The following is a 22,814-nucleotide window of genomic DNA, read 5'->3' on the forward strand; positions in this document are numbered from 1 at the left end:
CGTCCGGCCCCGTGCTCAGTGCCCCGCGTAGACCGACGCCGCGCGCAGCCGCCGCGAGATGCCCGCGGCGATCACGCAGGCCGGCAGCAGTGCCAGCAGGAGCTGCACCTGGCCGGTCATCTCCAGCACCATCAGCGCCGACATCACCGGTGCGTGCGTCGTCGCGGCGAGGAAGACGCCCATGCCCGAGATCGTGAACAGCTGGCCGGCGCCGGGAGCGAGCGGGGCGGTGACGATGGCGAGCAACTGCCCGAACGCCGCGCCGACGAGCAAGGTCGGCGTGAACACGCCGCCGGGCGCACCGGAGCCGATGCTGCCGGCGACGGCGATCAGCTTGCACAGCAGGATCAGCATGACGACCTGCCATGTCGCCGGTGCCAGCAGCATCGCCTGCACCGCGCTGTAGCCGTTGCCCCAGGCTTCGGGCCGCAGCACCGACACCAGCCCGACGACGAGTCCGCCGGCAGCCAGCGTCAGCGGCAAGGGCCAGTTCAGCCGGGCGAAGACCGCCTTGCTGCGGTCGAGCCAGAGCAGGAACAGCGGCCCGAGCACACCGGCGACGACGCCGGCCAGCGCCACCAGCGCCAGCCCGGTCGCATCGAGCGGGGTGCTGGCGGCAACCTGATACAGCGTCGCGTCGCCGGCGAGCGCGTGCGTGACCAGCGCCGACGTCACCGCGGCGAGGATCACCGGGCCGATCGCCGCCAGCGCGAGCGAGCCGAGCAACACCTCGGCGATGAACAGCGAGCTCGCCAGCGGTGCGTGGTAGGCGGCGGCGAAACCGGCAGCGACGCCGCAGGCCACCGTCAGCCGCAGGTCGATCAGATGGCGAACACGCGCACCAATGAACGAACACGCCAGCGCCGCGAGCAGCACCATCGCGCCTTCGCGGCCGACCGCGCCGCCGGCGATCACGACCAGAAAGCAGGCCAGCGCCTTGCCCAGCCCGCCGCGCAGGTCGAGCCGGCCGTCGCCGACCGTCACCGCCTCGATATAGTCGCCGGCATGGCGCGCCGGCGTGGCGCGCGACCGGTTCCACAGCCACAGCAGCACGCCGGCGGCAAGGCCGCCAAGCATCGGCGTGACGACGCGCTGCCACGCCGGCAGCCCGCGCGCCGCGGCAACGAGGCCGTCGGTATGGCCGTACAGCCACTGTTCGGCCTGTTCAAGTGCCTGATGGAAGACCCAGACCGCCAGCGCGCCGATCACGCCGGCGGCGATCGCGGCGAGCACGCGCAGCAGTTGCGGATCGAGCCGGCCGGCAAGGCCGGGGCGCAGTCTGGCCAGTCGCGCGGATGCGGGCATGGTGTCGGTAGGCAGTGGAAACTCAGCCGTACTTTAGGGAAGCCGCGGCGGCGGCGCGAGCCCAAAAATACAGATATCAGTACGCTAACCTGTTCTGGTCGGCGAGCGAGCCAAAGCAGTCTGCCTCCGCCCGAAGCGCAGAAACCGGAATGGACATGGTGTCCATGAGGACGACCCGAAGGTAGCCCCCTTGCGGGGTTCGGCGCATCGGACGGAGGCAAAATGCACAGGCGTAGCCGCCGAATAGAACTGGCTCGTACAATCGGCCGATGAACACCACCCCCTACGCCACGCTCACGCCCGACACCGTGCTCGACTCGCTCGACGCCGTCGGCCTTGCCACCTCCGGCCATCTGCTGACGCTGAACAGCTTCGAGAACCGCGTGTTCCAGGTCGGTATCGACGACGGTGCGCCGCTGATCGCCAAGTTCTACCGGCCGGGCCGCTGGTCCGACGCGCAGATTTTCGAGGAGCACGCCTTTACCGCCGAGCTGGCGGCGCTGGAAATCCCGGCCGTGCCGCCGCTCGAGATCAACGGCAGCACGCTCAACACCGGCATCGACGGCTTCCGCTTCGCTGTCTTCCCGCGTCAGGGTGGCCGTGCGCCCGAGCTCGACCGCGAAGGCACGCTCGAATGGCTCGGCCGTTTCCTCGGCCGCATCCATGCCGTCGGCGCAACGCGGCCGTTCGAACACCGGCCGGCGCTGACGCTGGAATCGTTCGGCCAGACGCCGAGCCGCTGGCTGGTCGAGACAGGCTTCATGCCGATGGAGTTGACCACCGCGTATCAAGCCGTGATCGCCGATGCGCTCGACGGCGTGGCGCGGGCGTTCGAGCGTGCCGGCGACGTCAAGGCGATCCGGCTGCACGGCGACTGCCACCTCGGCAACGTGCTGTGGACCGATGCCGGCCCGCACTTCGTCGACTTCGACGACGCGCGCAGCGGCCCGGCGGTGCAGGACCTGTGGATGCTGCTGTCGGGCGAGCGGCACGAGCGCGTCTCGCAGCTGGCCGATCTCTTGGCCGGCTACGAGGACTTCTGCGATTTCGACGCCCGCGAGCTGCATCTGGTCGAAGCGCTGCGCACCCTGCGGCAGATCCACTACGCCGGCTGGCTAGCGCAGCGCTGGGACGATCCGGCCTTCCCGGCGGCCTTCCCGTGGTTCAACACCATGAACTACTGGCAGGAACATATCTACGCGCTGCGCGAGCAGATCGAAGCAATGGCCGAGCCGCCGCTATGGCCGGTTTGATGCGCTGAAGCCTCACCGTCCGGTCTTGTGCATGTTCGTGTATTGCTGAAATGTCAAACCGGTTTGGGTTGGGGTAAACCCGGCTTGTTCTCCGATGTTGCCGGGCGCTAGTGTGCGGGCAGGCGGTCCATTCGGGCGTGCCGCCGTATCCGGAGTCCCCGAAATGAACCGAACCCTCCTGAGCGCAGTGCTGCTGCTGATACCGGCCGTCGCGCTGGCGATCGAAACCTCGGCGCCGGTCGAGCTGCAGGCCGAGCAGGCCAAGGCCCGGGAAGCCCGTGCGCGCGCCGCTGCGGCGTCGGCTGCGGCCACAAAGCCCGATGCGGCCAAAGCGGCGGCCGATGTCGCCAAGCCGGCCGCCGAGGTGACCAGACCCGCAGCCGTTGCCGTACCGGCTGCACCGGTCGTCGCAACACCCAACCCGGTGGCTGCGCCGACCGAGCCGGCACGCCCGAGTGCGCCAGTTGCTACGCAGACCGGTTCCGCATCGTTCGCCGCCAGCGCCCCGGCCGCCGCAGCCAGTACACCGGCAGCCAAAGGCAGCAGCTGGACCGACCGGATCAGCGGCAAGGTGCAGATCGAGGACTGGGCCAATAGCGACCTGCCGTTGCAGGGCGGCGGCATCAACGCGGTGATTGACGCCAAGGCCGCCGCTGGCGAAGACTAGCCGGATTCCGACTTTTGCCGGCTGCCCGCCGGCCTGCCCACCATGCGACTGCTGCTGGCCGAAGACGACGACATGATCGGCCGTCACCTCGAAGCCGGGCTGCGCGACGCCGGTTTCAGCGTCGACCGCGCCGCCGACGGCGTGGCGGCCGATCTGGCCCTGCAGCAGCAGGAGTACGGGCTGGTGCTGCTCGATCTGGGTCTGCCGCGCGCCGACGGCCTGACGGTGTTGCGCCAGCTGCGTCAGCGTGGTGCTGCGACCCCGGTGCTGATCCTGACCGCGCGTGACGCCGTGGCCGACCGGATCGCCGGGCTCGATGCCGGTGCCGACGATTACCTCGTCAAACCGTTCGATTTCGACGAGCTGCTGGCGCGCATCCGCGCGGTGCAGCGCCGCCACGCCGGCCGCGCCAGCCCGCTGTTCGAGCACGGTGCGCTCAGGCTCGATCCGGCCAGCCATCAGGTCTGGCTGGGCGAGCGCGAGGTGGCGCTGTCGGCGCGCGAGTACGCGCTGCTGTTCGAGCTGCTGCAAAAGCCCGGCACGCCGCTGTCGCGGGCGCGGCTGGAGAACCGGCTGTACGGCTGGGATGAAGAGGTTGCCAGCAACGCGGTCGAAGTCCACATCCACGCGCTGCGGCGCAAGCTCGGCGCGGCGTGGATCCTCAACCTGCGCGGCGTTGGCTATTACGTGCCCAGACAGCCGCCGGAGGCCGCATGAGCTCGCTGCGCCGACAACTGATGCTGATGCTGCTCGGCGGCATGGCGCTGGTCATTGCCGTCGCCGCCGCGCTGGCTTTCCTCCGCACCCGCAACGAGGCCAACGAGCTGTTCGACTACCAGTTGCGCCAGCTGGCGCTGTCGGTGGTCAACCAGACCTTCATCCCCGGGCGCTCGTCGCTGCGCTCTACGGCCGGCTTCGATTTCGTCATCCAGGTCTGGGATCCGGACGGCGTGCAGCTTTACTACTCGCACCCGCACCGCGTGCTGCCGGCGCAGGTGCAGCTCGGCTACGCCACCGCCGCGACCAGTGAAGGCGACTGGCGCACCTACGCCGTTGCCGTGCCCGGCAAGGTGATCCAGATCGCCCAGCCGATGCGCACGCGCAACCGGCTGGCGCTGGATACCGCGTGGCGCACCACGGTGCCGCTGCTGATCGCCCTGCCGCTGCTGCTGCTTGGCGCGTGGTGGGTGATCGGCCGGGCGCTGCGGCCGCTCGAAGCGTTGCGCCGCGAAGTTGCCGCACGCACGCCCGACGCGCTGGCGCCGCTGCCGTCCGGCTTGGCGCCGGAGGAGGTCGAGCCGCTGATTGCCGAGACCAACCGACTGCTGCTGCGGCTGGGCGATGCGCTGGCATCGCAACGCGCGTTCACCGCCAATGCCGCGCACGAACTGCGCACGCCGCTTGCCGCGCTGCAACTGCAGCTCGCCAGCTTGGAGCGCGCCCCGGACGACGCCAGCCGCACCGCGGCGATCGCCGAACTCAAAACCGGCCTCGCCCGCGCCGGCCACATGCTGAACCAGTTGCTGACGCTGGCCCGCAACGAAGCCGCGTCCGAACATGCCGTGCTGGTACTGGCGGACATCGTCACCGACGTACTCGCCGAACAGGCGCCGCTGGCCATCGCCGCCGGGCTCGATCTGGGCGCCACCGACATCGACGCCGACGTGCAAGTCTCCGGCAACGCCGACGCACTGCGCTCGCTGGTCGCCAACCTCGTCGGCAACGCCATCCGCTATACCCCGAGCGGCGGCCGGATCGACGTCGCGCTGCGCCGCATCGATGCGGACGGCGAGGGCAGAGCGCAGCTCACCGTCGCCGACAGCGGCCCCGGCATCCCCGAAGCCGAGCGCGAACAGGTGTTCCAGCGCTTCTACCGCCGCCCCGGCAGCGCCGGCTCGGGCAGTGGCCTCGGGCTGGCGATTGTTCGGGCCGTGGCCGATGCGCACCGGGGAGCTGTGACGCTGGGCGAGTCGCCGCTGGCGGGATTGGGGGTCACGGTTGAACTGCCGCTGGTGCAAGGCTGAGCAAAGCAAGTAATCGGTATCGCGCCCGGTATTGGTTTGCTGTTTTAAAATATATAAAGCGCTGATTGACGTGGAACGAGTTGGCAAAGTTCGCGGCTTCCTGCGTTACCATCTGTGGCTGGGTTGCAGGTGATGGGCATATTTGGGGCAAATGGTGCGAGCTTGTTGTGAACGCATGGTGCACTTGGTTTTTTATCGGACATGCGCTGAACGGGGGGGCTTCTGTGTAATCTGCTGATTATTAAATAATCATTTGTCATTTTTGTTGCTCTTTGTAGCTATCTTTAGTGTTTGTCGTCGGAGTTATGCGACAAATGTCGCAATAATTTGTTACGCACCATGGTGCACACACTAGGTTATACGCATTCGGAGATTGAAGCATGATCAAGACAAAGAACGTTGTCATGCAGTGTCCGCAATGCGGACATACGGATTTTGAGCAACCAGATAATGTGCAAGATGACGACTTCGTAAAATGCGTCTTTTGCGGGCACCAAATAATGCTCTGCGACCTAAAAGAGGCCGGTATCGAGCAAGCAAAACAAATCATCATTCCAGAAGCAAAAAAGGAATTGAGGCAATGATAAAAAAGGCCTTTAAAGGAAAATTTAAGTGATACATTCCGAGTTGCTTACACTCTTGGTGTCAATTATCGCAATCGTAATTTCAGCGGTTTCACTTGTGCGAACTCGCAAACTGGCAGCAGAGCAACTGGAGCTTGAGCGAATTACGGCGGAGCTTTCCAAACTCCAAATAAAGAGCATAGAAGAGCAAGAGCATTTAAAGACAAAGCCCCAACTGAATGTGGCAATCACAAAACTTGGGAAATCTAGCCATTTCATAGTTGCCAACACTGGCAAAGGCAGCGCATACAAGGTCGATCTTGAGCTTGTTGATTGCCAAGATAACCCTTTAACAAGTGAAATCCACCATGTACTTCCATACCCGGAAATGAAGCAAAACTCACGGTTTAAGCTGCTGGCAGCTTTTCATATGAGCAGTCCGCGCAAGTATCAGGTAAAACTAACCTGGCAAGACTCCTCCGGAGAAGAGCAATCAGAAACTCATTGGGTCTCGAGGTGAACGTATAACAATGCGCTCAGCTGCCGCTCACTCCGTTCGCTGGACAGCCAAAAGCTGCGCTTTTGTCTGCCCGTTAGCTTAATCGTTAGTCTGAATAATCGGACATGTAGATTATGCTCAAAGTAATAGCTCAAGATTTTATCAAGCCGGAGTGCGTCGAGGAGGTAATGCCTCTATATCGGGAGCTGGTTGAGAAGACCAAGGAAGAACCGCTTTGCTTATCCTACGATCTATTCATCAATCAGAAAGATTCCGGGCACTTCGTATTCGTAGAGGAGTGGCCCGATCGGGCCGCTTTGGATGCGCACTGCAATACCGAGCATTTCAGGAGGCTGGTGCCGTTGATCAATCAGCATCAGAGGTCGCCAGCAACCTTTCTGCTTATGGATGCATTCGATTGATTCATCCTGGTAACACTTTCAAGCCGACGCCGCGTCGCGGCGCGGCTTGGTTCAGGCGTTAGTGTCGCCGGAGGGCAAGCCCGAGGTCGTAATAATCTATATCTTCATTTTCGGATTTTCAGGAGGTGTTATGAGCACATCGGATTTAATCGAAGGTTTGTCCGCCCCCGAATTCATCAACCGCAAAATCGCCGAACTCGGCGACTGGCGCGGCGAGACCTTGAGCAAGCTGCGAGGTCTGATCAAGGCCGCGCTGCCGGATGTGGTCGAGGAGGTGAAGTGGATGGGCACGCCGGTGTGGTCGCACGGCGGGATCATCTGCACCGGGGAGACCTACAAGGCCAAAGTGAAGCTGACCTTCCTCAAGGGCGCGTCGCTCGATGATCCGGCCGGGCTGTTCAATGCCAGCCTCGACGGCAATGCCCGGCGGGCGATCGATGTCCAGCAGGACGAGGATATCGATGCCGAGGCGTTTATCGCACTGATTCGTGCAGCGGCGGCGCTGAATGCGTCCGGTGCAAAGTCGAAAAAGGCAAAGTAATTTGCGTCGACGACTCGTCCGAATCGCTCCAATACCTTTCAAATACAAACGGAAAACACCATGTGGGATGAACGCTACAGCACTGATGATTATGCCTACGGCACTGCGCCGAATGGCTTTCTGGCCGACAACGTCGCTGCGCTGCCGAAAGGCCGGGTGCTGAGTCTGGCGGAGGGGGAGGGGCGCAATGCGGTGTTTCTCGCGACGCAGGGTTATGCGGTGACGGCGGTCGACGCATCGCGGGTGGGGCTGGAAAAGGCGGGCCGGCTGGCCGAAGCGCATGGCGTGGCGATTGAGCGGGTGCACGCTGATCTGGCCGAGTTCGATCCGGGCGAGGCGTGCTGGGACGGCGTCGTGTCGATTTTCTGCCCGCTGCCCTCGGTGCTGCGCAAGGCGCTGCACCGCAAGGTGGTCGCGGCGCTGAAGCCGGGCGGCGTGTTCGTGCTGGAAGCGTACACGCCGGCGCAGTTGCAGCACCGCACCGGCGGCGGCAGTTCGGCCGATACGATGGTGACGGCGGCGATGCTGCACGAGGAGCTGGCCGGGCTGGATTTCCGCCATCTGCGCGAGCTGGAACGCGAGGTGATCGAAGGGACTTACCACACCGGGCTGGGCGCGGTGGTGCAGTTGATCGCGGCGAAACCGGTGTGATTTTTCCGCAGCCCGCCAGACCGAAGCGCGGGCTGGCGGTCCCTTAAGTTTTTTTTAAGTCGCGCTGCGCTACCTTGAGCCTGTCCCAACCAATACGGAGCTCGCGCAATGCAGACCCAAGCAAAAACCTGGTGGCCCAAGTTGAGTGCGCTCGTCGTTGCTGCGGCGCTGGGCGGGGCGGTCGGCGCTGTTGGCAGCCGAGCCTTGCCACTGGCCGGTGCGACGCCGTCGGCCCCGGCGGCGGTGGCCCAGCCTGCCGCGCCGCTGCCGGCACCCGCTGCCGTTGGCTTGCCCAGTTTCAACGACATCGTTGCCCGCTACGGCCCGGCGGTGGTCAATATCAGTACCACCGGCATGACCAAGACCGCCGATGTCCAACAAGGTCCGCAGCTCGATCCGGATGACCCGTTCTACGAGTTCTTCCGCCGTTTCGGCGTACCGATGCAGCCGCAGCAGCGCCCGCAGCTCACGCGCGGCCTCGGCTCGGGCTTCATCGTCGCATCGGACGGCCTGATCCTGACCAACGCGCACGTCGTCGACGGTGCCAGCGAGGTCACGGTGAAGTTGACCGACAAGCGCGAGTTCAAGGCCAAGGTGATCGGCGTCGACAAACCGACCGACGTGGCGGTGCTGCGCATCAACGCCAAGGATCTGCCGACGGTGAAGCTCGGAGACCCGGCTGCGTCGCGCGTCGGCGACTGGGTGCTGGCGATCGGTTCGCCGTACGGTTTCGAGAATTCGGTCACCGCCGGCATCGTTTCGGCCAAATCGCGCAGCCTGCCGGACGAAAGCTACGTGCCGTTCATCCAGACCGACGTGGCGATCAACCCGGGCAACTCGGGTGGGCCGCTGTTCAACGCCGCCGGCGAGGTGATCGCGATCAACTCGCAGATCTACAGCCGTTCGGGCGGCTTCCAGGGCTTGTCGTTCTCGATCCCGATCGACGTGGTCAAGCAGGTCGAGCAGCAGATCCTCGCCCACGGCAAGGTCGTGCGCGGCCAGCTTGGCGTGATGGTGCAGAACGTCGATCAGTCGCTGGCCGATTCGTTCGGGCTCAAGTCGCCGAACGGCGCGCTGATCAGCGGTGTGAACCCGGGCGGATCGGGTGCGAAGGCCGGGCTGAAGCCGGGCGACATCGTGCTCAAGTTCGGCGACAAGCCGATCACCGCATCGGGCGACCTGCCGCCGCTGGTGGCCAGCGTAAAACCGGGCGAGTCCGTGCCGATGACGATCTGGCGCGACGGCAAGGAGCAGGTGCTGTCAGTGAAGATCGATGCGGCCAAGGACGCCAAGGTGGCGCAGGCTGTGAGCGATGAAGGCCAGGCCAAGCTCGGTCTGGCGGTACGGCCACTGACGGCGCAGGAAAAGGCCGAAAGCGGCATCGGCAGCGGCCTTGTCGTCGGCCAGGTCACAGGCCCGGCGGCCAAGGCCGGCATCCAGCCTGGCGATGTGGTGCTGGCGCTGAACGGCACGCCGGTGAATTCTGTCGAGCAATTGCGCAGCCTGTCCGCCAAGGCCGGCAAGCGCATCGCGCTCTTGATCCAGCGTGACGATGCGCAGATTTTCGTGCCGCTGGATCTGGGATAGTTGACTGGGGTAACAGGCTGGACCGGTTGAGGGGCCGGTCTGGCCTTTCTCTTGTTCATAACGGGCCGCGCTGCGGCCCGTTTTGCTGTTCAGCGCGCCAGTGCGATTCAGTCTTCGCGATGAAGAACGCCCTCGGGAACGGGGCATTTGTATGTTGGCTGCGCTGCTGTGTACCCGAGCTTTCGCGATGAGGTATGCGGTTATTGCCTGGCAGTCTTTCGGCCGATATATTTCATGCTTTCTAATTCATTAAGGATTGGCAATGAAGCAGGATGCAGATATCGGGGATGAGGAAATTCTGGCCGAGTTCACCCTGCCAATGACACTGCCGGCACGAAAAGGCGCTACATTGATTACCTTCGGTGCAGGTGGGGTGCTTTTTCTGGGCCTTGGTGCGTTGTTACTGTGGGATATGCAGGATGACGGTATGCCGTGGCTCGTCCGGCTTGGTGGCTACGTCTTGTTGCTGCTTGGTGCTGCTTTTTTGTGTGGGCTGCTGGGCATACTCTTCAAGCCGAGGTACTTCGATCTGCATATCACCGAGCAGAGCATCAGCTATGGTCTCCGCCGCAAGACCCAGACGTGGGCCAGCATGGTCGATCCGACGCCCGGCTGTATCCAGAACGTATGCGGTCTGCTGTTCCACATCGAGGGCAAGCGCGGGCAACGGATACTGCCGCTCGGGCTCTACAGCGCTGAGCCCGAGATACTTGCGGCTTCGCTGGCGTTGTTACATGGCTTTTTGACCGGCCAGATACCCGCCGAGCGCCTACCCGACTGAATCGTGGCCCCGATCCGGCCGCGCGCGCGTCGCATTCGGATCGGGTTGCCGTTTACAGCGCCAGCGCGACCTTCATCCCTTCCTCGATCGCGCGCTTGGCGTCGAGTTCGCCGGCCTTCTCGGCGCCGCCGATCCGGTAGGCGGTGACGCCGAGCGCCAGCAGCTCGTCGTACAGCGCGTTCACCGATTCCTGCCCGGCGCAGATCACCACCTGATCGGCCGGCAGCGTTTCCTCCTTGCCGCCGTGGCGGATCGTCAGGCCTTCGTCGTCGATGCGCACGTATTCGACTTCACCGAGCAGGTGGACGCCGCGGTGCTGCAGTTCCAGCCGGTGTACCCAGCCGGTGGTCTTGCCGGGGCCCGAGCCCGGGCGGCCCTTGCGGCGTTGCAGCAGCCAGATTTCGCGCGGCGATGGCGTGGCGTGCGGCGGGGTCAGGCCGCCGGCATGGGTCAGCGTCGCATCGATGCCCCAGTCTTTGCGGTAGTCGTCGATGGCGTGGTCGCCGTGCCCGGTTTCGGACAGGAACACCGCGGTGTCGACGCCGATGCCGCCGGCACCGACGATGGCGACATGGCCTTGCGGTGCGACCTTGCCCGACAGCAGGTCCGGATAGGTGACCGCCTTGGGGTGGTCGACGCCGGTGATTTCGGGCACACGCGGCTTGACGCCGGTGGCGACCACCACGTGATCGAAATGGCCGGCGAGATCGGCGGCGGTCACCGGCGAATTCAGCCGGATGTCGACCATTGCCAGTTCGAGCTGGCGCGCAAAGTAGCGCAGCGTTTCGCGGAATTCCTCCTTGCCCGGCACATGACTGGCGAGGCGGAACTGGCCGCCGATGGCGTCCGACGCCTCGAACAGCGTCACCGCATGGCCGCACTGCGCGGCGGTCAGCGCCGCCGACAGGCCGGCCGGGCCGGCGCCGACGACGGCGACGCGCTGCTTGGCAACGGTGGGTTTGATCACGAACACGGTCTCGCGGCCGGCGCGCGGGTTGACGAGGCAGCTGGCCGGCTTGCCTTCGAACGCGTGGTCGAGGCAAGCCTGGTTACAGGCGATACAGGTGTTGATTTCGTCGGCGGCGTTGCGCGCGGCCTTGGCGACGAAATCGGCATCGGCGAGCATCGGCCGGGCGAGCGAGACCATGTCGGCGCCGCTGGCCAGCACCGCCTCGGCAACCTCGGGCGTATTGATCCGGTTGACCGCGACCAGCGGCACGTTCACGTGCGGCTTCAGTGCGGCGGTCACCCAGCCGAAACCGCCGCGCGGCACCGCCTGGGCAATGGTCGGGATGCGCGCTTCGTGCCAGCCGATGCCGGTATTGATCAGCGTGACGCCGGCGGCTTCGAGCGCCTTGGCAAGCCGGATCGCCTCGTCGAAGGTGCCGCCCTGCGGCACGAGATCGAGCAGGGAGAGCCGGAAGATGACGATGAAGTCGGCGCCGACGGCGGCGCGCACGGCGCGGGTGACTTCGACCGCAAGCCGCATGCGCTTGTCGAAGGTGCCGCCCCAGTGGTCATCGCGGTGGTTGACGCGTTCGACGAGGAACTGGTTGATCAGATAGCCCTCGCTGCCCATGATCTCGACACCGTCGTAGCCGGCCTCGCGCGCCAGCTTTGCGGTGTTGGCGAAGTCGGCGATCGTTTGCAGGATGTCGTCGTGGCTCAGTTCGCGTGGTGTGTACGGCGAGATTGGCGATGCGACCGCCGAGGCGCTGACTGCGTCCGGGTGATAGGCGTAGCGCCCGGCGTGGAGGATCTGCAGCGCGATCTTGCCACCGGCTGCGTGCACCGCTTGGGTCACCGGCAGGTGGCGGGCGATATCGGCGTCGCTGGCGAGCATCGCCGCGTCCGGATAGATGCGCCCGGCCGGATTCGGCGCAATGCCGCCGGTGACGATCAGCGCGACGCCGCCACGGGCGCGTTCGGCATAGAACGCGGCCAGCCGCTCGGGGCCGTCCGGTGCTTCTTCGAGCCCGGTATGCATCGAGCCCATCAGCACGCGGTTCTTCAGCGTGGTGAAGCCCAGATCGAGCGGGGCGAGCAGGTGGGGGTAGGCGGTCATGTCGGCTCCGGTAGTGCGGCGAAGACTGTTTCAAAAGACTGTTTGAATTTTGAGCCTAGCGCCGGGGCGCGGCAAGCGGTAGTCGGGGTTTGCCCCCAAGCGGGGTTTTCAAACGGCAGGCACGCCGGCCAATTCCGGTACACGGGTCCGGCAGCCGGCGGCTTGCCGCTCTAAGAGCCGCTAACAAAACTCAGCGTAGCGGTGCTGGTAAGGCGTACGAAGCGAAGGCAGTACAGGTAAGTACGGCAAGCGATTACAACGCAGCCAGCAGGGTTTTGGTGGCCGCTCTAAGCTGGACCAAGTCCCTGCCGTGGAGCTGCCCATGTCCCGCCTGCTTGCCCTCCTGATGCTCGTCGCCGCAACCGCTCATGCCGATCCGCTGCCGTCGTGGCAGGACGGCGCGAGCAAGACGGCGATCACCGGTTTCGTCGCCCGCGTCGTCAAGGAAAAAACGCCGGATTACCTGCCGCCCGAGGCCCGGGTGGCGGTGTTCGACGTCGACGAGCCACTGGCGTACGCCAGCAGTGCCGAGCTGGCATTTGCCTTTGATGAAGTCAGACGGCTGGCGCCGCAGCACCCGGAATGGGCGAAGACAGCGCCGTTCAGCACCGTGCTGGCCGGCCAGCCGGTGAAAAGCGCCGCCGACGCCCAGACGCTGATTGCGGCAACGCACGACGGCAGTGTCGATGCGCTGACGGCGCGCGTGCAGCGTTGGCTGGCCGAATCGGGCCGCGTGCAGGGCCATCGGCAGATGAGCGAGTTGATCGCTTATCTGCGCGCCAGCGGCTTCAAGACCTGGATCGTGTCGAGCGGCGACATTGGCTTCGTCCGCCCGTGGGCCGAGCGCGTCTACGGGGTGTCGCCCGAACAGGTGGTCGCCAGCACGCTCAAGGCCAGGCTGGCGGTGCAGGGCGGCGGCGCGACCATCGTGCGCAGCCCGGCCTTCGAGACCGTCCTGACCGGCGCGGCCAAGCCGGTGGCGGTCGAGCGGGCGATCGGCCGGCGACCGGTGCTGGCCTTCGGCGACAGCGATGCCGACCTGCCGCTGCTGCAATGGGTGTCGGCCGGCCGGACCCGCTTCGTTGCGCTGCTTGATCGCGGCGACGGTGCCGAACAGGCGCAGGCTGCCGCGCTGAATCTCGGCTGGCTGGTCGTCGACGCGGGGCGCGACTGGCGCCAGGGGGCGACCGCCACCCGCGCCGCCGCCCAGCCGCAGCAGGCCGGCCAGAGTGAACCGAGCGCGCTGGTGCTTCACGCTCGCGACATGTTGTACTAGATATACTGTCCGGAGGCCGGCGGATAGGCAGAGCCTATCGGCTGCATCAACAATGCTGATTGGACAGCCCGCCGGCGCAGCGACTATCTTTTACGCGATTTTTTTCACACCGATTCAGGAGAATTCCCATGGCCGTACTCGTTGGCAAAAACGCTCCGGACTTCAACGCCTCTGCCGTGCTCGGCAATGGCCAGATCGACGACAACTTCAACTTCAAGAAGGCCACCGAAGGCAAGTACGCCGTCGTGTTCTTCTACCCGCTGGACTTCACCTTCGTCTGCCCGTCCGAACTGATCGCCTTCGACAACCGCCTTGAAGAGTTCAAGAAGCGCAACGTCGAAGTGATCGGCGTGTCGATCGACAGCGCCTTCACCCACAGCGCATGGCGCAACACCCCGGTCGAGAAGGGCGGTATCGGCCAGGTCGGTTACACCCTCGTTGCCGACATCAAGCACGAAATCTGCCAGGCGTTCGACGTCGAACTGGCCGGCGCCGGCGTTGCGCTGCGCGGCTCGTTCCTGATCGACAAGGCCGGCGTGGTTCAGCACCAGGTCGTCAACAACCTGCCGCTGGGTCGCGACATCGACGAAATGCTGCGCGTGATCGACGCGCTGCAGTTCACCGAAGAACACGGCGAAGTCTGCCCGGCTGGCTGGAACAAGGGCAAGAAGGGCATGAAGGCTGACGCTGCCGGCGTTGCCAAGTATCTGGCTGAAGAAGCCGCCGCCCTGTAAACCCATCTCATTCGGCGGCTGCGCCTGCGCATTTTGCTCCCGTCCGATGCTCGGAGTCCTCATGGACTTGATGTCCATTCCGGCTCCTGCGCTTCGGGCGGAAACAAACTGCTTTGGCTCGCTCACCGACTGAGACGGGTTTGAGTAAAAATAGGTGCATGAAGCATCAGCCTGCGCGAAGAGCGCCGCCCCCGGGCGGCGCTTTTTGCTTTCCGATCGGTCATAATTGCCGCTTTGCTGTCATCTGGTTTTTCGCATGTCGCAACACGTGATCGCCCCGCCGCAGGAAGGGCAGAGCCCGCAAGCCTGGTACGACGGGCTCAAGGGGCAGGAAGGCTTCATCGCCGACGGCGCGCAGGCCGCAGCCATTGGCCGGCTCGATGCACTATGGCACGAGCTGGTCGAGTTCAAACGAAAGCGCGGCCGTTTTCTCGGCAAATCGCTGCTGCCGCAACCGGCGCTGCCGCGCGGTTTGTGGTTCTGGGGCGGCGTCGGCCGTGGCAAGAGCTTCCTGATGGATGCGTTCTTCGCCAGCCTGCCGTACAAGCGCAAGAAACGGCTGCATTTCCACCAGTTCATGCAGGAAGTCCATGCCGAACTGAAAAAGCAGGCCGGCACCGATGATCCGATGGCCGGCGTCGCCGCCAAATGGGCCAAGTCGGTACGGGTGCTGTGCTTCGACGAATTCCACGTCTCGGACATCGCCGACGCGATGATCCTCGGCCGGCTGATGGAAGGGCTGTTCGCACGCGGCGTGGTGCTGATCGCGACCAGCAACTACGCGCCGGACGGCCTGTACCCGAACGGGCTGCAGCGCGCCAACTTCCTGCCGACGATCGCGCTGCTGAAAGAAAAGCTCGACGTGCTCAATATCGACTCGGGCAACGACTACCGGATGCGCACGCTGTCGAAGGCGCGCACCTATTTGAGCCCGGCTGGTGTCGATGCCGACGCCGAGCTGGCGGCGATCTTCGATGCCGTGGCAGTGGGCGCGCCGCTGCCGAAAACGCTGACGATCGAAGGCCGGAAGATCGTCGCGCTGCGTCACGCCAACGGCGTGGTCTGGTTCGATTTTGCCGTGCTGTGCGGCGACGGCCGCGCGCAGGCCGACTACCTCGAGCTGGCGCGGCGCTACCACACGGTGATCGTCGCCAACATTCCGAAGCTCGGCCCGGCAACCTCGAACCAGGCGCGGCGCCTGACTTGGCTGGTCGACGTGCTCTACGACCATCGCGTCAAGCTGATCCTGTCGGCGGCGGTCGGCGTCGACGAGCTGTATACCGAAGGCACGCAGGCGAGCGAGTTCTTCCGTACCGCCAGCCGGTTGACCGAGATGCAGTCGAAGGAATACCTCGCGCTGCCGCACCAGAGCGTGCAGGAGCAACTGGCGGGGATTTCCGAGACCTGAAAACGCAGCGCTGCTGCGCTGGCGCTGCGTTGTGCGCGCCTCGCCGTATTCCGTGGAGGACAGCCATCGAGCTTCCTCATGGGCTCCATGCCCATTCCGGCTGTTCCTGTGTCGGCACCTTGCACCGGTTCGCGACGGTTTCCCGGTGCGTTTGAATGCACTGATTTGAGGTGGCTATGGCCGAAACGATGAATGCGATCCTGCCGGAAAATTACCCGCAACTGGTGTGGGGAACGCTGCCGCGGCCGGTGGCCGGGCCGGGCCAGCTGCTGGTTCGCGTTCGCGCCGCCGGGATCAACCGTGCCGATCTCGTCCAGGCCGCCGGCCACTATCCGCCGCCACCGGGCGAATCGACGGTGCTCGGGCTCGAGATCGCCGGCGAGGTCGTCGCGGTTGGCGACGGCGCCGACGGTTTTGCCGTTGGTGACGCCGTGTTCGGCCTCGTCCCCGGCGGTGGCTACGCCGAGTACTGCGTGCTCGACGCGCTGCTGGCGGTCCGCAAACCCGAAGCGCTGGACTGGTTTGAGGCGGCGAGCCTGCCAGAAGTGTGGATGACCGTCTGGCTCAATCTGGTCGAACTCGGCGAGCTGCAAGCCGGCCAGCGGCTGCTCGTGCACGCCGGTGCCAGCGGCATCGGCGCGGCGGCAATCCAGCTCGGCAAGCGGCTTGGCGCCGACGTCGTCGTCACCATTGGCAGCAAGGAAAAAGCCGACTGGTGCACGGCGCTCGGAGCAGACCGGGCGATCAACTATCGCGAGCAGGATTTCGTCGCCGAAGTGAAAGCGGGCGGCGGGGCCGACCTGATTCTCGATACCGTTGGCGGTGACTACCTCGGCCGCGACCAGCTGTGCCTGAACCGTGACGGCCGGATCATCGTCATCGGCCTGCTGCGCGGCAAGGCGGCCGAACTGAATCTCGGGTTGCTGCTGGTCAAGCGCCAGCGCGTGCAGGGATCGGCCTTGCGCAGCCAGCCTTTGGCGGTGAAGGCAAAGCTGGCGAATGCGCTGGCGACACAGCTGCTGCCGGACATCATCGCCGGCAGGCTCAAGCCCTCGCTCGACCGGGTGTTCGATATTGCCGACGTGCGGGCGGCGCACGCCTATGTTGCGGACAACCGCAATCAGGGCAAGGTGGTGCTGCGCCTGGCCTAGGCGGCTAAAACGCCCTGCCGGTGTCGTTGTACTGCCGCATGCACTGTTGCGACCGCAGCGAGTCCCTTTGGGACGTGTTCGTACGCCTTGCCGGCATGCACCGGGTTTGCGCCCGGCAGGACGTGCCCTTGGGTATCGGCGGCTCTGAAGCGGCAAAAAAAACCCCGGCGATGATCGTCGGGGAGAAGGACAGGAGTGCCGCATGGCAGGGCGGCATCCGGTTTCAGCATAGTGCTGCAGTGCAGCAATTGAAACGGCCGGTTTGTTTTCAAATGTACGCTTGCCGGCTGTCCGGCACGGGCGGTGAAAGTACCGGTGAGTCGGGCCGGCGAACGGGCCACCCCGCCATCGGTGCTAAAATCCCGGATGACATTCCAGCACCGCCAAAGCGGTGCTGACCAACGGAAAGGACGATAAATGGTTGATCAGAACAACCTGATCTGGCTGGACATGGAAATGACCGGCCTTGATCCGCAGAACGACAAGATCATCGAACTGGCAATCGTGATCACCGACAGCCAGCTGAACACCGTGGCCGAATCGCCGGCCTGGGCCGTGCACCAGCCCGATGCCGTGCTCGACGCGATGGACGACTGGAACAAGTCGACCCACGGCCGCTCGGGCCTGATCGACCGGATCAAGGCATCGACACTGAGCGTCGAGGCGGTTGAAGCCGAAGCGCTGGCCTTCATCCAGCAGTACGTGCCGCAGCGGACCAGCCCGATGTGCGGCAACTCGATCTGCCAGGACCGCCGCTTCATGGCGCGCTGGATGCCCAAGCTGGAGGTCTGGTTCCACTACCGCAACCTCGATGTCTCGACGCTGAAGGAGCTGTGCAAGCGCTGGCAGCCGGACGTGCACCGCCAGTTCAAGAAGAAGGCGCGCCACGAGGCGCTGGCCGACATCTACGAGTCGATCGACGAACTCAAGTTCTACCGCGAGCACTTCCTCAAGGCGCCGGTGTCGCCCTTGCTGGTCGATTGAGCTTGTGGATGCGATGAACGCCCCCATCTTCGATACCGAAGCGCTGGCCACCGAGCTGGGCCGGCTGCTGCTGGCGCGCGGCCAGAGCGTGACCACGGCCGAATCGTGCACCGGCGGGCTGATCGCCGGCGCGATCACCGACATCGCCGGATCGAGCAACTGGTTCAACCGCGGCTTCGTCACCTACAGCAACAGCGCCAAGGTCGACATGCTCGACGTGCCACCGGCCTTCATCCAGGGCCTCGGCGCGGTGAGCGAGCCGGTCGTCGCGGCGATGGTGCAGGGCGCGATGGCGGCCGCAAGCGCCGAATGGGGGATCGCGGTGTCGGGAATCGCCGGCCCCGGTGGCGGCAGCGACGACAAGCCGGTCGGCACCGTCTGGTTCGCCTGGGGCTCGCCCTTGGGCATCGTCACCGAACGCTGCGTGTTCGGCGGCGATCGCTTCGACGTCCGCCATCGGGCTGTCGTCCATGCTCTGGGCAAACTCGTGCAACTGATCAAGGAAAGCCGGTGACCGCCGTCGTCGTCAGCAAGAACAACCAGGCCGCGGTTGCGGCCGACAGCGCGTCAACGCTTTGCGATGCGGCGTTCGTTGCCCGTATCGGGCCCGCCGGCGGCTGCCGTTGATCAAGGGAAATCGATGACTACCGTCGTTGTTGTCAGAAAAAACAACCAGGTCGCGATTGCGACCGACAGCGCGTCAACGCTTTGCGATGCGGCGTTTGTTGCCCGTATTGGGCCGGCCGGCGGCTGCCGTTGATCAAGGGAAATCGATGACTACTGTTGTTGTTGTCAGAAAAAACAATCAGGTCGCGATTGCGGCCGACAGCCAGTCCACCTTCGGCGATACCGCGCTGGGCGCGGGGTTCGATGCGCAGTGGAACAAGATCTTCAAGTCGCACGGCAGCTACTTCTCGATTTCGGGCAGCGCCGCGCACGATCTGGTGATGCAGGCCGCACTGAAGAAATCCAAGACGCTGGATTTCTCCAGCCGCGTGGCGATCTTCGAGAGCTTCCGCAAGCTGCATCCGAAGCTCAAGGAGGACTTCTTCCTCAAGCCCGACGAGGAAGAGGACGATCCGTACGAATCGAGCCAGCTGACCGCGCTGATCGCCAACAGCCACGGCATTTTCGGCGTCTACAGCCTGCGCGAGGTCTACGAGTACGAGCGCTTCTGGGCGATCGGCAGCGGCCGCGACTACGCGCTCGGCGCGATGCAGGCGGTGTACGGCCGCGACGACCTGAATGCGCTGGACATCGCCCGCATCGGCGTCGAGGCCGGCTGCACCTTCGACATCAGCTCCAGCCTGCCCATGACCGAATATCTGCTCGATTTCGGCCGGGCCGACGACTGACACGGGAACGACACATGTACCTCGGTAAGCTTACCCACTGGCCCCAGCAGCGCGCGGTGCTGCCCGATGCGGTCAACCGCGCCCTTGAGGCGCTGGCGGCGCATGACCTGAACACCATGCCGGCCGGCCGCTACGAGATCGACGGCGACCGGCTGTTCTTCATGATCCAGGAAATGATCACCCAGCCGTTCGACGCCGGCCGGCCCGAAGCGCACCGCCGCTACGCCGACATCCAGCTCTTGCTTGCTGGCGAGGAAGGCTTTGGTGTTGCTGCGCCCGATCCGGGGCTGGCCGTCGTCGATGATTTCTACGACAGCCGCGATATCGCGTTTTATGTGACGCCTGCAAACGAACAGCGCCTGAACCTGCAGCCCGGCGATTTCGTCGTGTTCTATCCGGGCGAGCTGCACCGGCCGGGCCGGTGCGTCGGCGAGTCGATGACGATCCGCAAGGTGGTGGTGAAGATCGACCGCGCCTTGCTCGGCCTGTAGCGCGGCCCGCAAAACCTGCTGGCTGTGTTCGCTTGCCGTACGCGTTTGTACTGTTGCGACCGCAGGGAGTCCCTTTGGGACGTGTTCGCACGCCTTGCCAGCACCGCTGCGCCGGGTTTTGCCGGCCGCGCTTTTTAATTTGAATCGAGAGTACCCGGCCACGGCCGGCAGAGAACCATGACCCAAGACACGCTTGAACGTTTCCTTTTCGACGATGCGCCGGTGCGCGGCGAGATCGTCAAGCTCGACGCCAGCTACCGCGAAGTGCTCGCGCGTCACGACTACCCGCCGGTACTGGCGCGCCTCATCGGCGAGCTGATGGCGGCCGGGACGCTGCTGTCGGCGACGCTGAAGTTCGAAGGCACGCTGGTGATGCAGCTGCACGGCACCGGCGCGGTCCGGCTGCTGGTGGTCGAGGTGACCAGCGACAACACCATCCGCGCGATGGCGCGCTGGGACGGCGATATTCCCGACGTCTCGCTGGCCGAACTGCTCGGCAAGGACCGCCGCTTCATGCTGACGCTCGACCCGGATGAGGGCGAGGCGTATCAGGGCATCGTCGGCCTCGAACCGGGGCAGGGCGTGGCCGAGATCATCGAGCATTACATGAAGCACTCGGAGCAGCTCGACACGCGGCTGTGGCTGGCCTGTGCCGACGGCATGTCGGCCGGGCTGATGGTCCAGAAGATGCCCGCCGGCCACGGCGACCCGGATGCGTGGGAGCGGATCCAGATGCTGGCGCAGACGATCACGCCGGAAGAAATGCTCGGCCTGCCGGTGCGCGACGTGCTGTACCGGCTGTTCAACGAGGAGCAGGTCCGCGTGTTCGACCCGGTCATGCCGCGTTTTGCCTGCACGTGCTCGCGAGAGCGCGTCGGCGGCATGCTCGAGATGGTCGGCCGCGACGAAGTCGACCACGTGCTGGCCGAAAAGGGCTCGGTCGACGTCACCTGCGAGTTCTGCGGCAAGGGTTACCACTTCGATCTGGTCGACGTCGAACAGCTGTTTGCCGGCCACGGCACGGCGCAAATCGGTGGCCAGCTGCACTGATCCCGTCGTCGCCGGCAACGAAAAAGCCCCGGCACGCCGGGGCTAATGAGATGGTCAGCCTGACCACCCTAAAGTCCAGCAGGTTCACACTTGTTGGGCTTTTCTCATTTCGGGAGTACGCGCCATGACCTCCGTCGCACTGCTCGGTATCGATATCGGCAAACATACCTTCTACCTTCACGGCCAGGATCAGCATGGCCATCAGGTGCTGCGCAAGAAGTACAGCCGACGGCAACTGATCGATGTTCTGGCGAATACCCCGGTCTGCACCGTGGTGATGGAATCCTGCGCCGGGGCCCACTGGCTGGCGCGCAAGCTCGCCGAGTCCGGTCACCAGGTCAAGCTGATCGCGCCGCAATACGTGAAGCCCTTTCTCAAGGGCAACAAGAACGATTACAACGATGCCGAAGCAATCTGCGAGGCCGCTGCCCGGCCGTCGATGCGTTTCGTCGCCGTCAAGACGCCGGAGCAGCAAACGCTCTCGGCGCTGCACCGGCTGCGCGAATCGCTGATCGCCCACCGCACCGCCGCGATCAACCAGGTGCACGGCTTCCTGCTGGAATTCGGCGTGAGCCTGCCGATCGGCATGGCGAGCATCCAGCGCCTGCCGGCACTGCTGGATGATCCGGTTCACGCACTGCCGCCCCGGCTGGTGCAGGTGTTGCTGCGGCTGCACGCCCGGATCAAGGGGCTAAGCGCCGAGATCAAGGACATCGAGGCGGAGCTGGCTCGGCAACTGCAGGACGACGACGCCGGCCGCCGGCTGTTGAGCATTCCCGGCATCGGCCCGATTAGCGCCAGTGCGCTGGCCGCCGAGGCGGGTGACGCCTCGCAGTTCAAGTGCGGTCGCGACTTTGCGGCCTCGTTGGGGCTGGTGCCGCGGCAATACTCGACCGGCGGCAAGCAGACCTTGCTTGGCATCAGCAAGCGCGGCGACAAGCACCTCCGCCGGCTGCTGGTGCAAGGCGCCCGCGCAGTGATGCAACGCGCCGACCGGCGTGACGATGCGCTGGGCGCATGGCTGCGTGGCCTGCTCGGCCGCCGGCATAGCAATGTGGTGGCCTGTGCCTTGGCCAACAAGCTGGCGCGGATCGTCTGGGCAGTGCTGGCCAAGGGCGGGCAATACCAGCCCCACCCGCACGCAGTTTGATGTTCTAACCGTTCAGACCTGCTTTTGCGATGCCAAACCATGATGGCGGTAAACGGCACACTGCCTGGCTGAGAACCTGGCCAAAAATCCAGCATTCAATGCTGTGGGGCTTTTAAGGACAGTCAGGCGCGGCGACTCATCGAGGGCCGGGCGCGTATCCGCGCCCATGCGGAGCCCGGATACATTAGCGCAAGCATGCTTTACCAACACCACGGCCTTGGGGTTGCAGGAGAGGGGCTGACCATACATTTTTTCTGCGTGTTAGATCGCCAGCCAGACCAGTGCGCCGGTGGCGAAGCCGAAATAGAACAGCGTTTTCAGTGTGCGGGCGGTATCGCGCGGTGGCGTGTCGGGCGTGTAGTCCGAAAATCCGTTGAACACGCCATACCAGAAGTGCGCCAGCGCACCGATCAGGTCGCCGACCACCGGGCCGCGGATGAAGCCGATGAGCGCAAACAGCGCGGCCGAGGCTGAGATCATCGCCGGCAGCGAGACGGGAGCGGCGAGCAGCCACGTCAGCAGCAGGCCGTAGAACGCACCGAACAGCCCGGCAAGCCCGGCGCTGACGAGACGGTCGCCGAGGTCGAGCCGGGCCGCATCATCAGCGCGGCGGGAAGTCATTCGGCCGGGCCGACGTAGGCAAAGCGCGGTACCGGTTCGCCGTTGACGACGACCTGTTCGAAGAACATCGCATACGGCCGCACCCATAGGCCGAAGTCGCCGTACTGCGCGCGGTACAGCACCATCCATTCGGTGGTTTCCGAGTGCCGGACCACGTCGATCACTTCGTAGTTCAGGTTCTTGTAGTGGCGGTAGCGGCCGGTCTGCAGCGGCGGGCGGGGTGTCATGCGGTTTCT

The 22,814-nt window shown here is 64.9% G+C and carries 26 protein-coding genes; 22 read left to right on the forward strand and 4 right to left on the reverse strand.

Translation table 11 applies throughout. The features are described 5' to 3' along the window. Positions 1-15 precede the first annotated feature (15 nt). Entirely contained in the window at positions 16-1,305 is a 1,290-nt protein-coding gene (clcB, locus tag BJP62_RS17175) for a voltage-gated ClC-type chloride channel ClcB (RefSeq protein WP_083300999.1), read from the reverse strand. A gap of 269 nt (positions 1,306-1,574) precedes the next feature. Between clcB and BJP62_RS17180 the strand changes: the two genes are divergently transcribed. The 11 genes from BJP62_RS17180 (at position 1,575) to BJP62_RS17225 (ending at position 10,293) form a co-directional block, all read left to right on the forward strand. After that, entirely contained in the window at positions 1,575-2,558 is a 984-nt protein-coding gene (locus BJP62_RS17180) for a serine/threonine protein kinase (protein WP_070531778.1), read from the forward strand. Positions 2,559-2,721: 163 nt separating this feature from the next. Then, entirely contained in the window at positions 2,722-3,225 is a 504-nt protein-coding gene (locus tag BJP62_RS17185) for a hypothetical protein (protein ID WP_070531779.1), read from the forward strand. Positions 3,226-3,267: 42 nt separating this feature from the next. Further along, complete coding sequence (locus BJP62_RS17190; RefSeq protein WP_070531783.1) at positions 3,268-3,942, forward strand: response regulator; 675 nt, start codon at positions 3,268-3,270, stop codon at positions 3,940-3,942. Further along, positions 3,939-5,249 carry an ATP-binding protein gene (locus BJP62_RS17195; RefSeq protein WP_070531786.1) on the forward strand — a complete coding sequence of 437 codons (1,311 nt, stop codon included), beginning with the start codon at positions 3,939-3,941 and terminating at the stop codon, positions 5,247-5,249. Before BJP62_RS17190 ends, BJP62_RS17195 begins: the two co-directional genes overlap by 4 nt. A 380-nt stretch (positions 5,250-5,629) precedes the next feature. Beyond that, entirely contained in the window at positions 5,630-5,833 is a 204-nt protein-coding gene (locus tag BJP62_RS17200; RefSeq protein ID WP_070531789.1) for a hypothetical protein, read from the forward strand. Between the two features lie 28 nt (positions 5,834-5,861). Continuing rightward, positions 5,862-6,332: a hypothetical protein gene (locus BJP62_RS18180; protein WP_083301000.1), complete on the forward strand. Its 471-nt coding sequence runs from the start codon at positions 5,862-5,864 to the stop codon at positions 6,330-6,332. A 113-nt stretch (positions 6,333-6,445) separates the two neighbouring features. Then, the gene (locus BJP62_RS17205; protein WP_070531792.1) at positions 6,446-6,733 is read left to right on the forward strand and encodes a putative quinol monooxygenase; all 288 of its coding nucleotides are present in this window, start codon (positions 6,446-6,448) and stop codon (positions 6,731-6,733) included. Positions 6,734-6,779: 46 nt separating this feature from the next. Then, positions 6,780-7,274 carry a DUF1801 domain-containing protein gene (locus tag BJP62_RS17210; RefSeq protein WP_236943626.1) on the forward strand — a complete coding sequence of 165 codons (495 nt, stop codon included), beginning with the start codon at positions 6,780-6,782 and terminating at the stop codon, positions 7,272-7,274. Positions 7,275-7,334: 60 nt separating this feature from the next. Beyond that, positions 7,335-7,925 (forward strand): bifunctional 2-polyprenyl-6-hydroxyphenol methylase/3-demethylubiquinol 3-O-methyltransferase UbiG, encoded by a 591-nt coding sequence (locus BJP62_RS17215; protein ID WP_070531798.1) that lies wholly within the window; start codon positions 7,335-7,337, stop codon positions 7,923-7,925. Positions 7,926-8,033: 108 nt separating this feature from the next. Beyond that, the gene (locus BJP62_RS17220) at positions 8,034-9,512 is read left to right on the forward strand and encodes a DegQ family serine endoprotease (RefSeq protein WP_070531801.1); all 1,479 of its coding nucleotides are present in this window, start codon (positions 8,034-8,036) and stop codon (positions 9,510-9,512) included. Between the two features lie 262 nt (positions 9,513-9,774). Continuing rightward, positions 9,775-10,293, forward strand: a complete 519-nt coding sequence (locus BJP62_RS17225; protein WP_070531804.1) for a hypothetical protein — start codon at positions 9,775-9,777, stop codon at positions 10,291-10,293. A 52-nt stretch (positions 10,294-10,345) separates the two neighbouring features. Here BJP62_RS17225 and BJP62_RS17230 read toward each other — a convergent pair whose 3' ends face one another. Further along, positions 10,346-12,358: an FAD-dependent oxidoreductase gene (locus tag BJP62_RS17230; protein WP_070531806.1), complete on the reverse strand. Its 2,013-nt coding sequence runs from the start codon at positions 12,356-12,358 to the stop codon at positions 10,346-10,348. 322 nt (positions 12,359-12,680) lie between these two features. Between BJP62_RS17230 and BJP62_RS17235 the strand changes: the two genes are divergently transcribed. From BJP62_RS17235 to BJP62_RS17280, 11 genes are all read left to right on the forward strand, one after another. Then, positions 12,681-13,634 carry an HAD family phosphatase gene (locus BJP62_RS17235; RefSeq protein ID WP_070531808.1) on the forward strand — a complete coding sequence of 318 codons (954 nt, stop codon included), beginning with the start codon at positions 12,681-12,683 and terminating at the stop codon, positions 13,632-13,634. A gap of 128 nt (positions 13,635-13,762) precedes the next feature. Further along, positions 13,763-14,368 carry a peroxiredoxin gene (locus tag BJP62_RS17240; RefSeq protein ID WP_070531811.1) on the forward strand — a complete coding sequence of 202 codons (606 nt, stop codon included), beginning with the start codon at positions 13,763-13,765 and terminating at the stop codon, positions 14,366-14,368. A 256-nt stretch (positions 14,369-14,624) separates the two neighbouring features. Next, on the forward strand, positions 14,625-15,776 hold the full coding sequence (gene zapE, locus BJP62_RS17245) for a cell division protein ZapE (protein ID WP_070531814.1): 1,152 nt from the start codon (positions 14,625-14,627) through the stop codon (positions 15,774-15,776). A 188-nt stretch (positions 15,777-15,964) separates the two neighbouring features. Continuing rightward, the gene (locus tag BJP62_RS17250; protein ID WP_083301068.1) at positions 15,965-16,927 is read left to right on the forward strand and encodes an NAD(P)H-quinone oxidoreductase; all 963 of its coding nucleotides are present in this window, start codon (positions 15,965-15,967) and stop codon (positions 16,925-16,927) included. 74 nt (positions 16,928-17,001) lie between these two features. Beyond that, complete coding sequence (locus tag BJP62_RS18560) at positions 17,002-17,325, forward strand: hypothetical protein (protein ID WP_145927243.1); 324 nt, start codon at positions 17,002-17,004, stop codon at positions 17,323-17,325. A gap of 19 nt (positions 17,326-17,344) precedes the next feature. Then, on the forward strand, positions 17,345-17,911 hold the full coding sequence (orn, locus tag BJP62_RS17255) for an oligoribonuclease (RefSeq protein WP_070531821.1): 567 nt from the start codon (positions 17,345-17,347) through the stop codon (positions 17,909-17,911). 13 nt (positions 17,912-17,924) lie between these two features. Beyond that, the gene (locus BJP62_RS17260) at positions 17,925-18,425 is read left to right on the forward strand and encodes a CinA family protein (RefSeq protein ID WP_070531824.1); all 501 of its coding nucleotides are present in this window, start codon (positions 17,925-17,927) and stop codon (positions 18,423-18,425) included. A gap of 259 nt (positions 18,426-18,684) precedes the next feature. Beyond that, positions 18,685-19,266, forward strand: a complete 582-nt coding sequence (locus BJP62_RS17265) for an MFS transporter (protein ID WP_070531825.1) — start codon at positions 18,685-18,687, stop codon at positions 19,264-19,266. Positions 19,267-19,280: 14 nt separating this feature from the next. Continuing rightward, positions 19,281-19,757: a YhcH/YjgK/YiaL family protein gene (locus BJP62_RS17270; RefSeq protein ID WP_070531828.1), complete on the forward strand. Its 477-nt coding sequence runs from the start codon at positions 19,281-19,283 to the stop codon at positions 19,755-19,757. A 177-nt stretch (positions 19,758-19,934) separates the two neighbouring features. Continuing rightward, entirely contained in the window at positions 19,935-20,807 is an 873-nt protein-coding gene (gene hslO, locus BJP62_RS17275; protein WP_070531831.1) for an Hsp33 family molecular chaperone HslO, read from the forward strand. 124 nt (positions 20,808-20,931) lie between these two features. Further along, positions 20,932-21,957, forward strand: a complete 1,026-nt coding sequence (locus tag BJP62_RS17280; protein ID WP_070531834.1) for an IS110 family transposase — start codon at positions 20,932-20,934, stop codon at positions 21,955-21,957. Positions 21,958-22,218: 261 nt separating this feature from the next. Here BJP62_RS17280 and BJP62_RS17285 read toward each other — a convergent pair whose 3' ends face one another. Together BJP62_RS17285 and BJP62_RS17290 are read right to left on the reverse strand one after the other, a co-directional pair. Beyond that, positions 22,219-22,578, reverse strand: a complete 360-nt coding sequence (locus BJP62_RS17285) for a hypothetical protein (protein WP_070531837.1) — start codon at positions 22,576-22,578, stop codon at positions 22,219-22,221. Continuing rightward, entirely contained in the window at positions 22,575-22,805 is a 231-nt protein-coding gene (locus BJP62_RS17290) for a DUF1653 domain-containing protein (RefSeq protein ID WP_070531840.1), read from the reverse strand. Before BJP62_RS17290 ends, BJP62_RS17285 begins: the two co-directional genes overlap by 4 nt. Positions 22,806-22,814: the final 9 nt, after the last annotated feature.

The sequence above is a fragment of the Jeongeupia sp. USM3 genome (assembly GCF_001808185.1).
Classification (GTDB): domain Bacteria; phylum Pseudomonadota; class Gammaproteobacteria; order Burkholderiales; family Chitinibacteraceae; genus Jeongeupia.

Bases quoted from the DNA above. Each gene is read 5' to 3' on its own strand.
- clcB (WP_083300999.1), bottom strand. From the start codon at position 1,305: ATGCCCGCATCCGCGCGACTGGCCAGACTGCGCCCCGGCCTTGCCGGC.
- BJP62_RS17180 (WP_070531778.1), top strand. From the start codon at position 1,575: ATGAACACCACCCCCTACGCCACGCTCACGCCCGACACCGTGCTCGAC.
- BJP62_RS17185 (WP_070531779.1), top strand. From the start codon at position 2,722: ATGAACCGAACCCTCCTGAGCGCAGTGCTGCTGCTGATACCGGCCGTC.
- BJP62_RS17190 (WP_070531783.1), top strand. From the start codon at position 3,268: ATGCGACTGCTGCTGGCCGAAGACGACGACATGATCGGCCGTCACCTC.
- BJP62_RS17195 (WP_070531786.1), top strand. From the start codon at position 3,939: ATGAGCTCGCTGCGCCGACAACTGATGCTGATGCTGCTCGGCGGCATG.
- BJP62_RS17200 (WP_070531789.1), top strand. From the start codon at position 5,630: ATGATCAAGACAAAGAACGTTGTCATGCAGTGTCCGCAATGCGGACAT.
- BJP62_RS17205 (WP_070531792.1), top strand. From the start codon at position 6,446: ATGCTCAAAGTAATAGCTCAAGATTTTATCAAGCCGGAGTGCGTCGAG.
- BJP62_RS17215 (WP_070531798.1), top strand. From the start codon at position 7,335: ATGTGGGATGAACGCTACAGCACTGATGATTATGCCTACGGCACTGCG.
- BJP62_RS17220 (WP_070531801.1), top strand. From the start codon at position 8,034: ATGCAGACCCAAGCAAAAACCTGGTGGCCCAAGTTGAGTGCGCTCGTC.
- BJP62_RS17225 (WP_070531804.1), top strand. From the start codon at position 9,775: ATGAAGCAGGATGCAGATATCGGGGATGAGGAAATTCTGGCCGAGTTC.
- BJP62_RS17230 (WP_070531806.1), bottom strand. From the start codon at position 12,358: ATGACCGCCTACCCCCACCTGCTCGCCCCGCTCGATCTGGGCTTCACC.
- BJP62_RS17235 (WP_070531808.1), top strand. From the start codon at position 12,681: ATGTCCCGCCTGCTTGCCCTCCTGATGCTCGTCGCCGCAACCGCTCAT.
- BJP62_RS17240 (WP_070531811.1), top strand. From the start codon at position 13,763: ATGGCCGTACTCGTTGGCAAAAACGCTCCGGACTTCAACGCCTCTGCC.
- zapE (WP_070531814.1), top strand. From the start codon at position 14,625: ATGTCGCAACACGTGATCGCCCCGCCGCAGGAAGGGCAGAGCCCGCAA.
- BJP62_RS17250 (WP_083301068.1), top strand. From the start codon at position 15,965: ATGAATGCGATCCTGCCGGAAAATTACCCGCAACTGGTGTGGGGAACG.
- orn (WP_070531821.1), top strand. From the start codon at position 17,345: ATGGTTGATCAGAACAACCTGATCTGGCTGGACATGGAAATGACCGGC.
- BJP62_RS17260 (WP_070531824.1), top strand. From the start codon at position 17,925: ATGAACGCCCCCATCTTCGATACCGAAGCGCTGGCCACCGAGCTGGGC.
- BJP62_RS17265 (WP_070531825.1), top strand. From the start codon at position 18,685: ATGACTACTGTTGTTGTTGTCAGAAAAAACAATCAGGTCGCGATTGCG.
- BJP62_RS17270 (WP_070531828.1), top strand. From the start codon at position 19,281: ATGTACCTCGGTAAGCTTACCCACTGGCCCCAGCAGCGCGCGGTGCTG.
- hslO (WP_070531831.1), top strand. From the start codon at position 19,935: ATGACCCAAGACACGCTTGAACGTTTCCTTTTCGACGATGCGCCGGTG.
- BJP62_RS17280 (WP_070531834.1), top strand. From the start codon at position 20,932: ATGACCTCCGTCGCACTGCTCGGTATCGATATCGGCAAACATACCTTC.
- BJP62_RS17285 (WP_070531837.1), bottom strand. From the start codon at position 22,578: ATGACTTCCCGCCGCGCTGATGATGCGGCCCGGCTCGACCTCGGCGAC.
- BJP62_RS17290 (WP_070531840.1), bottom strand. From the start codon at position 22,805: ATGACACCCCGCCCGCCGCTGCAGACCGGCCGCTACCGCCACTACAAG.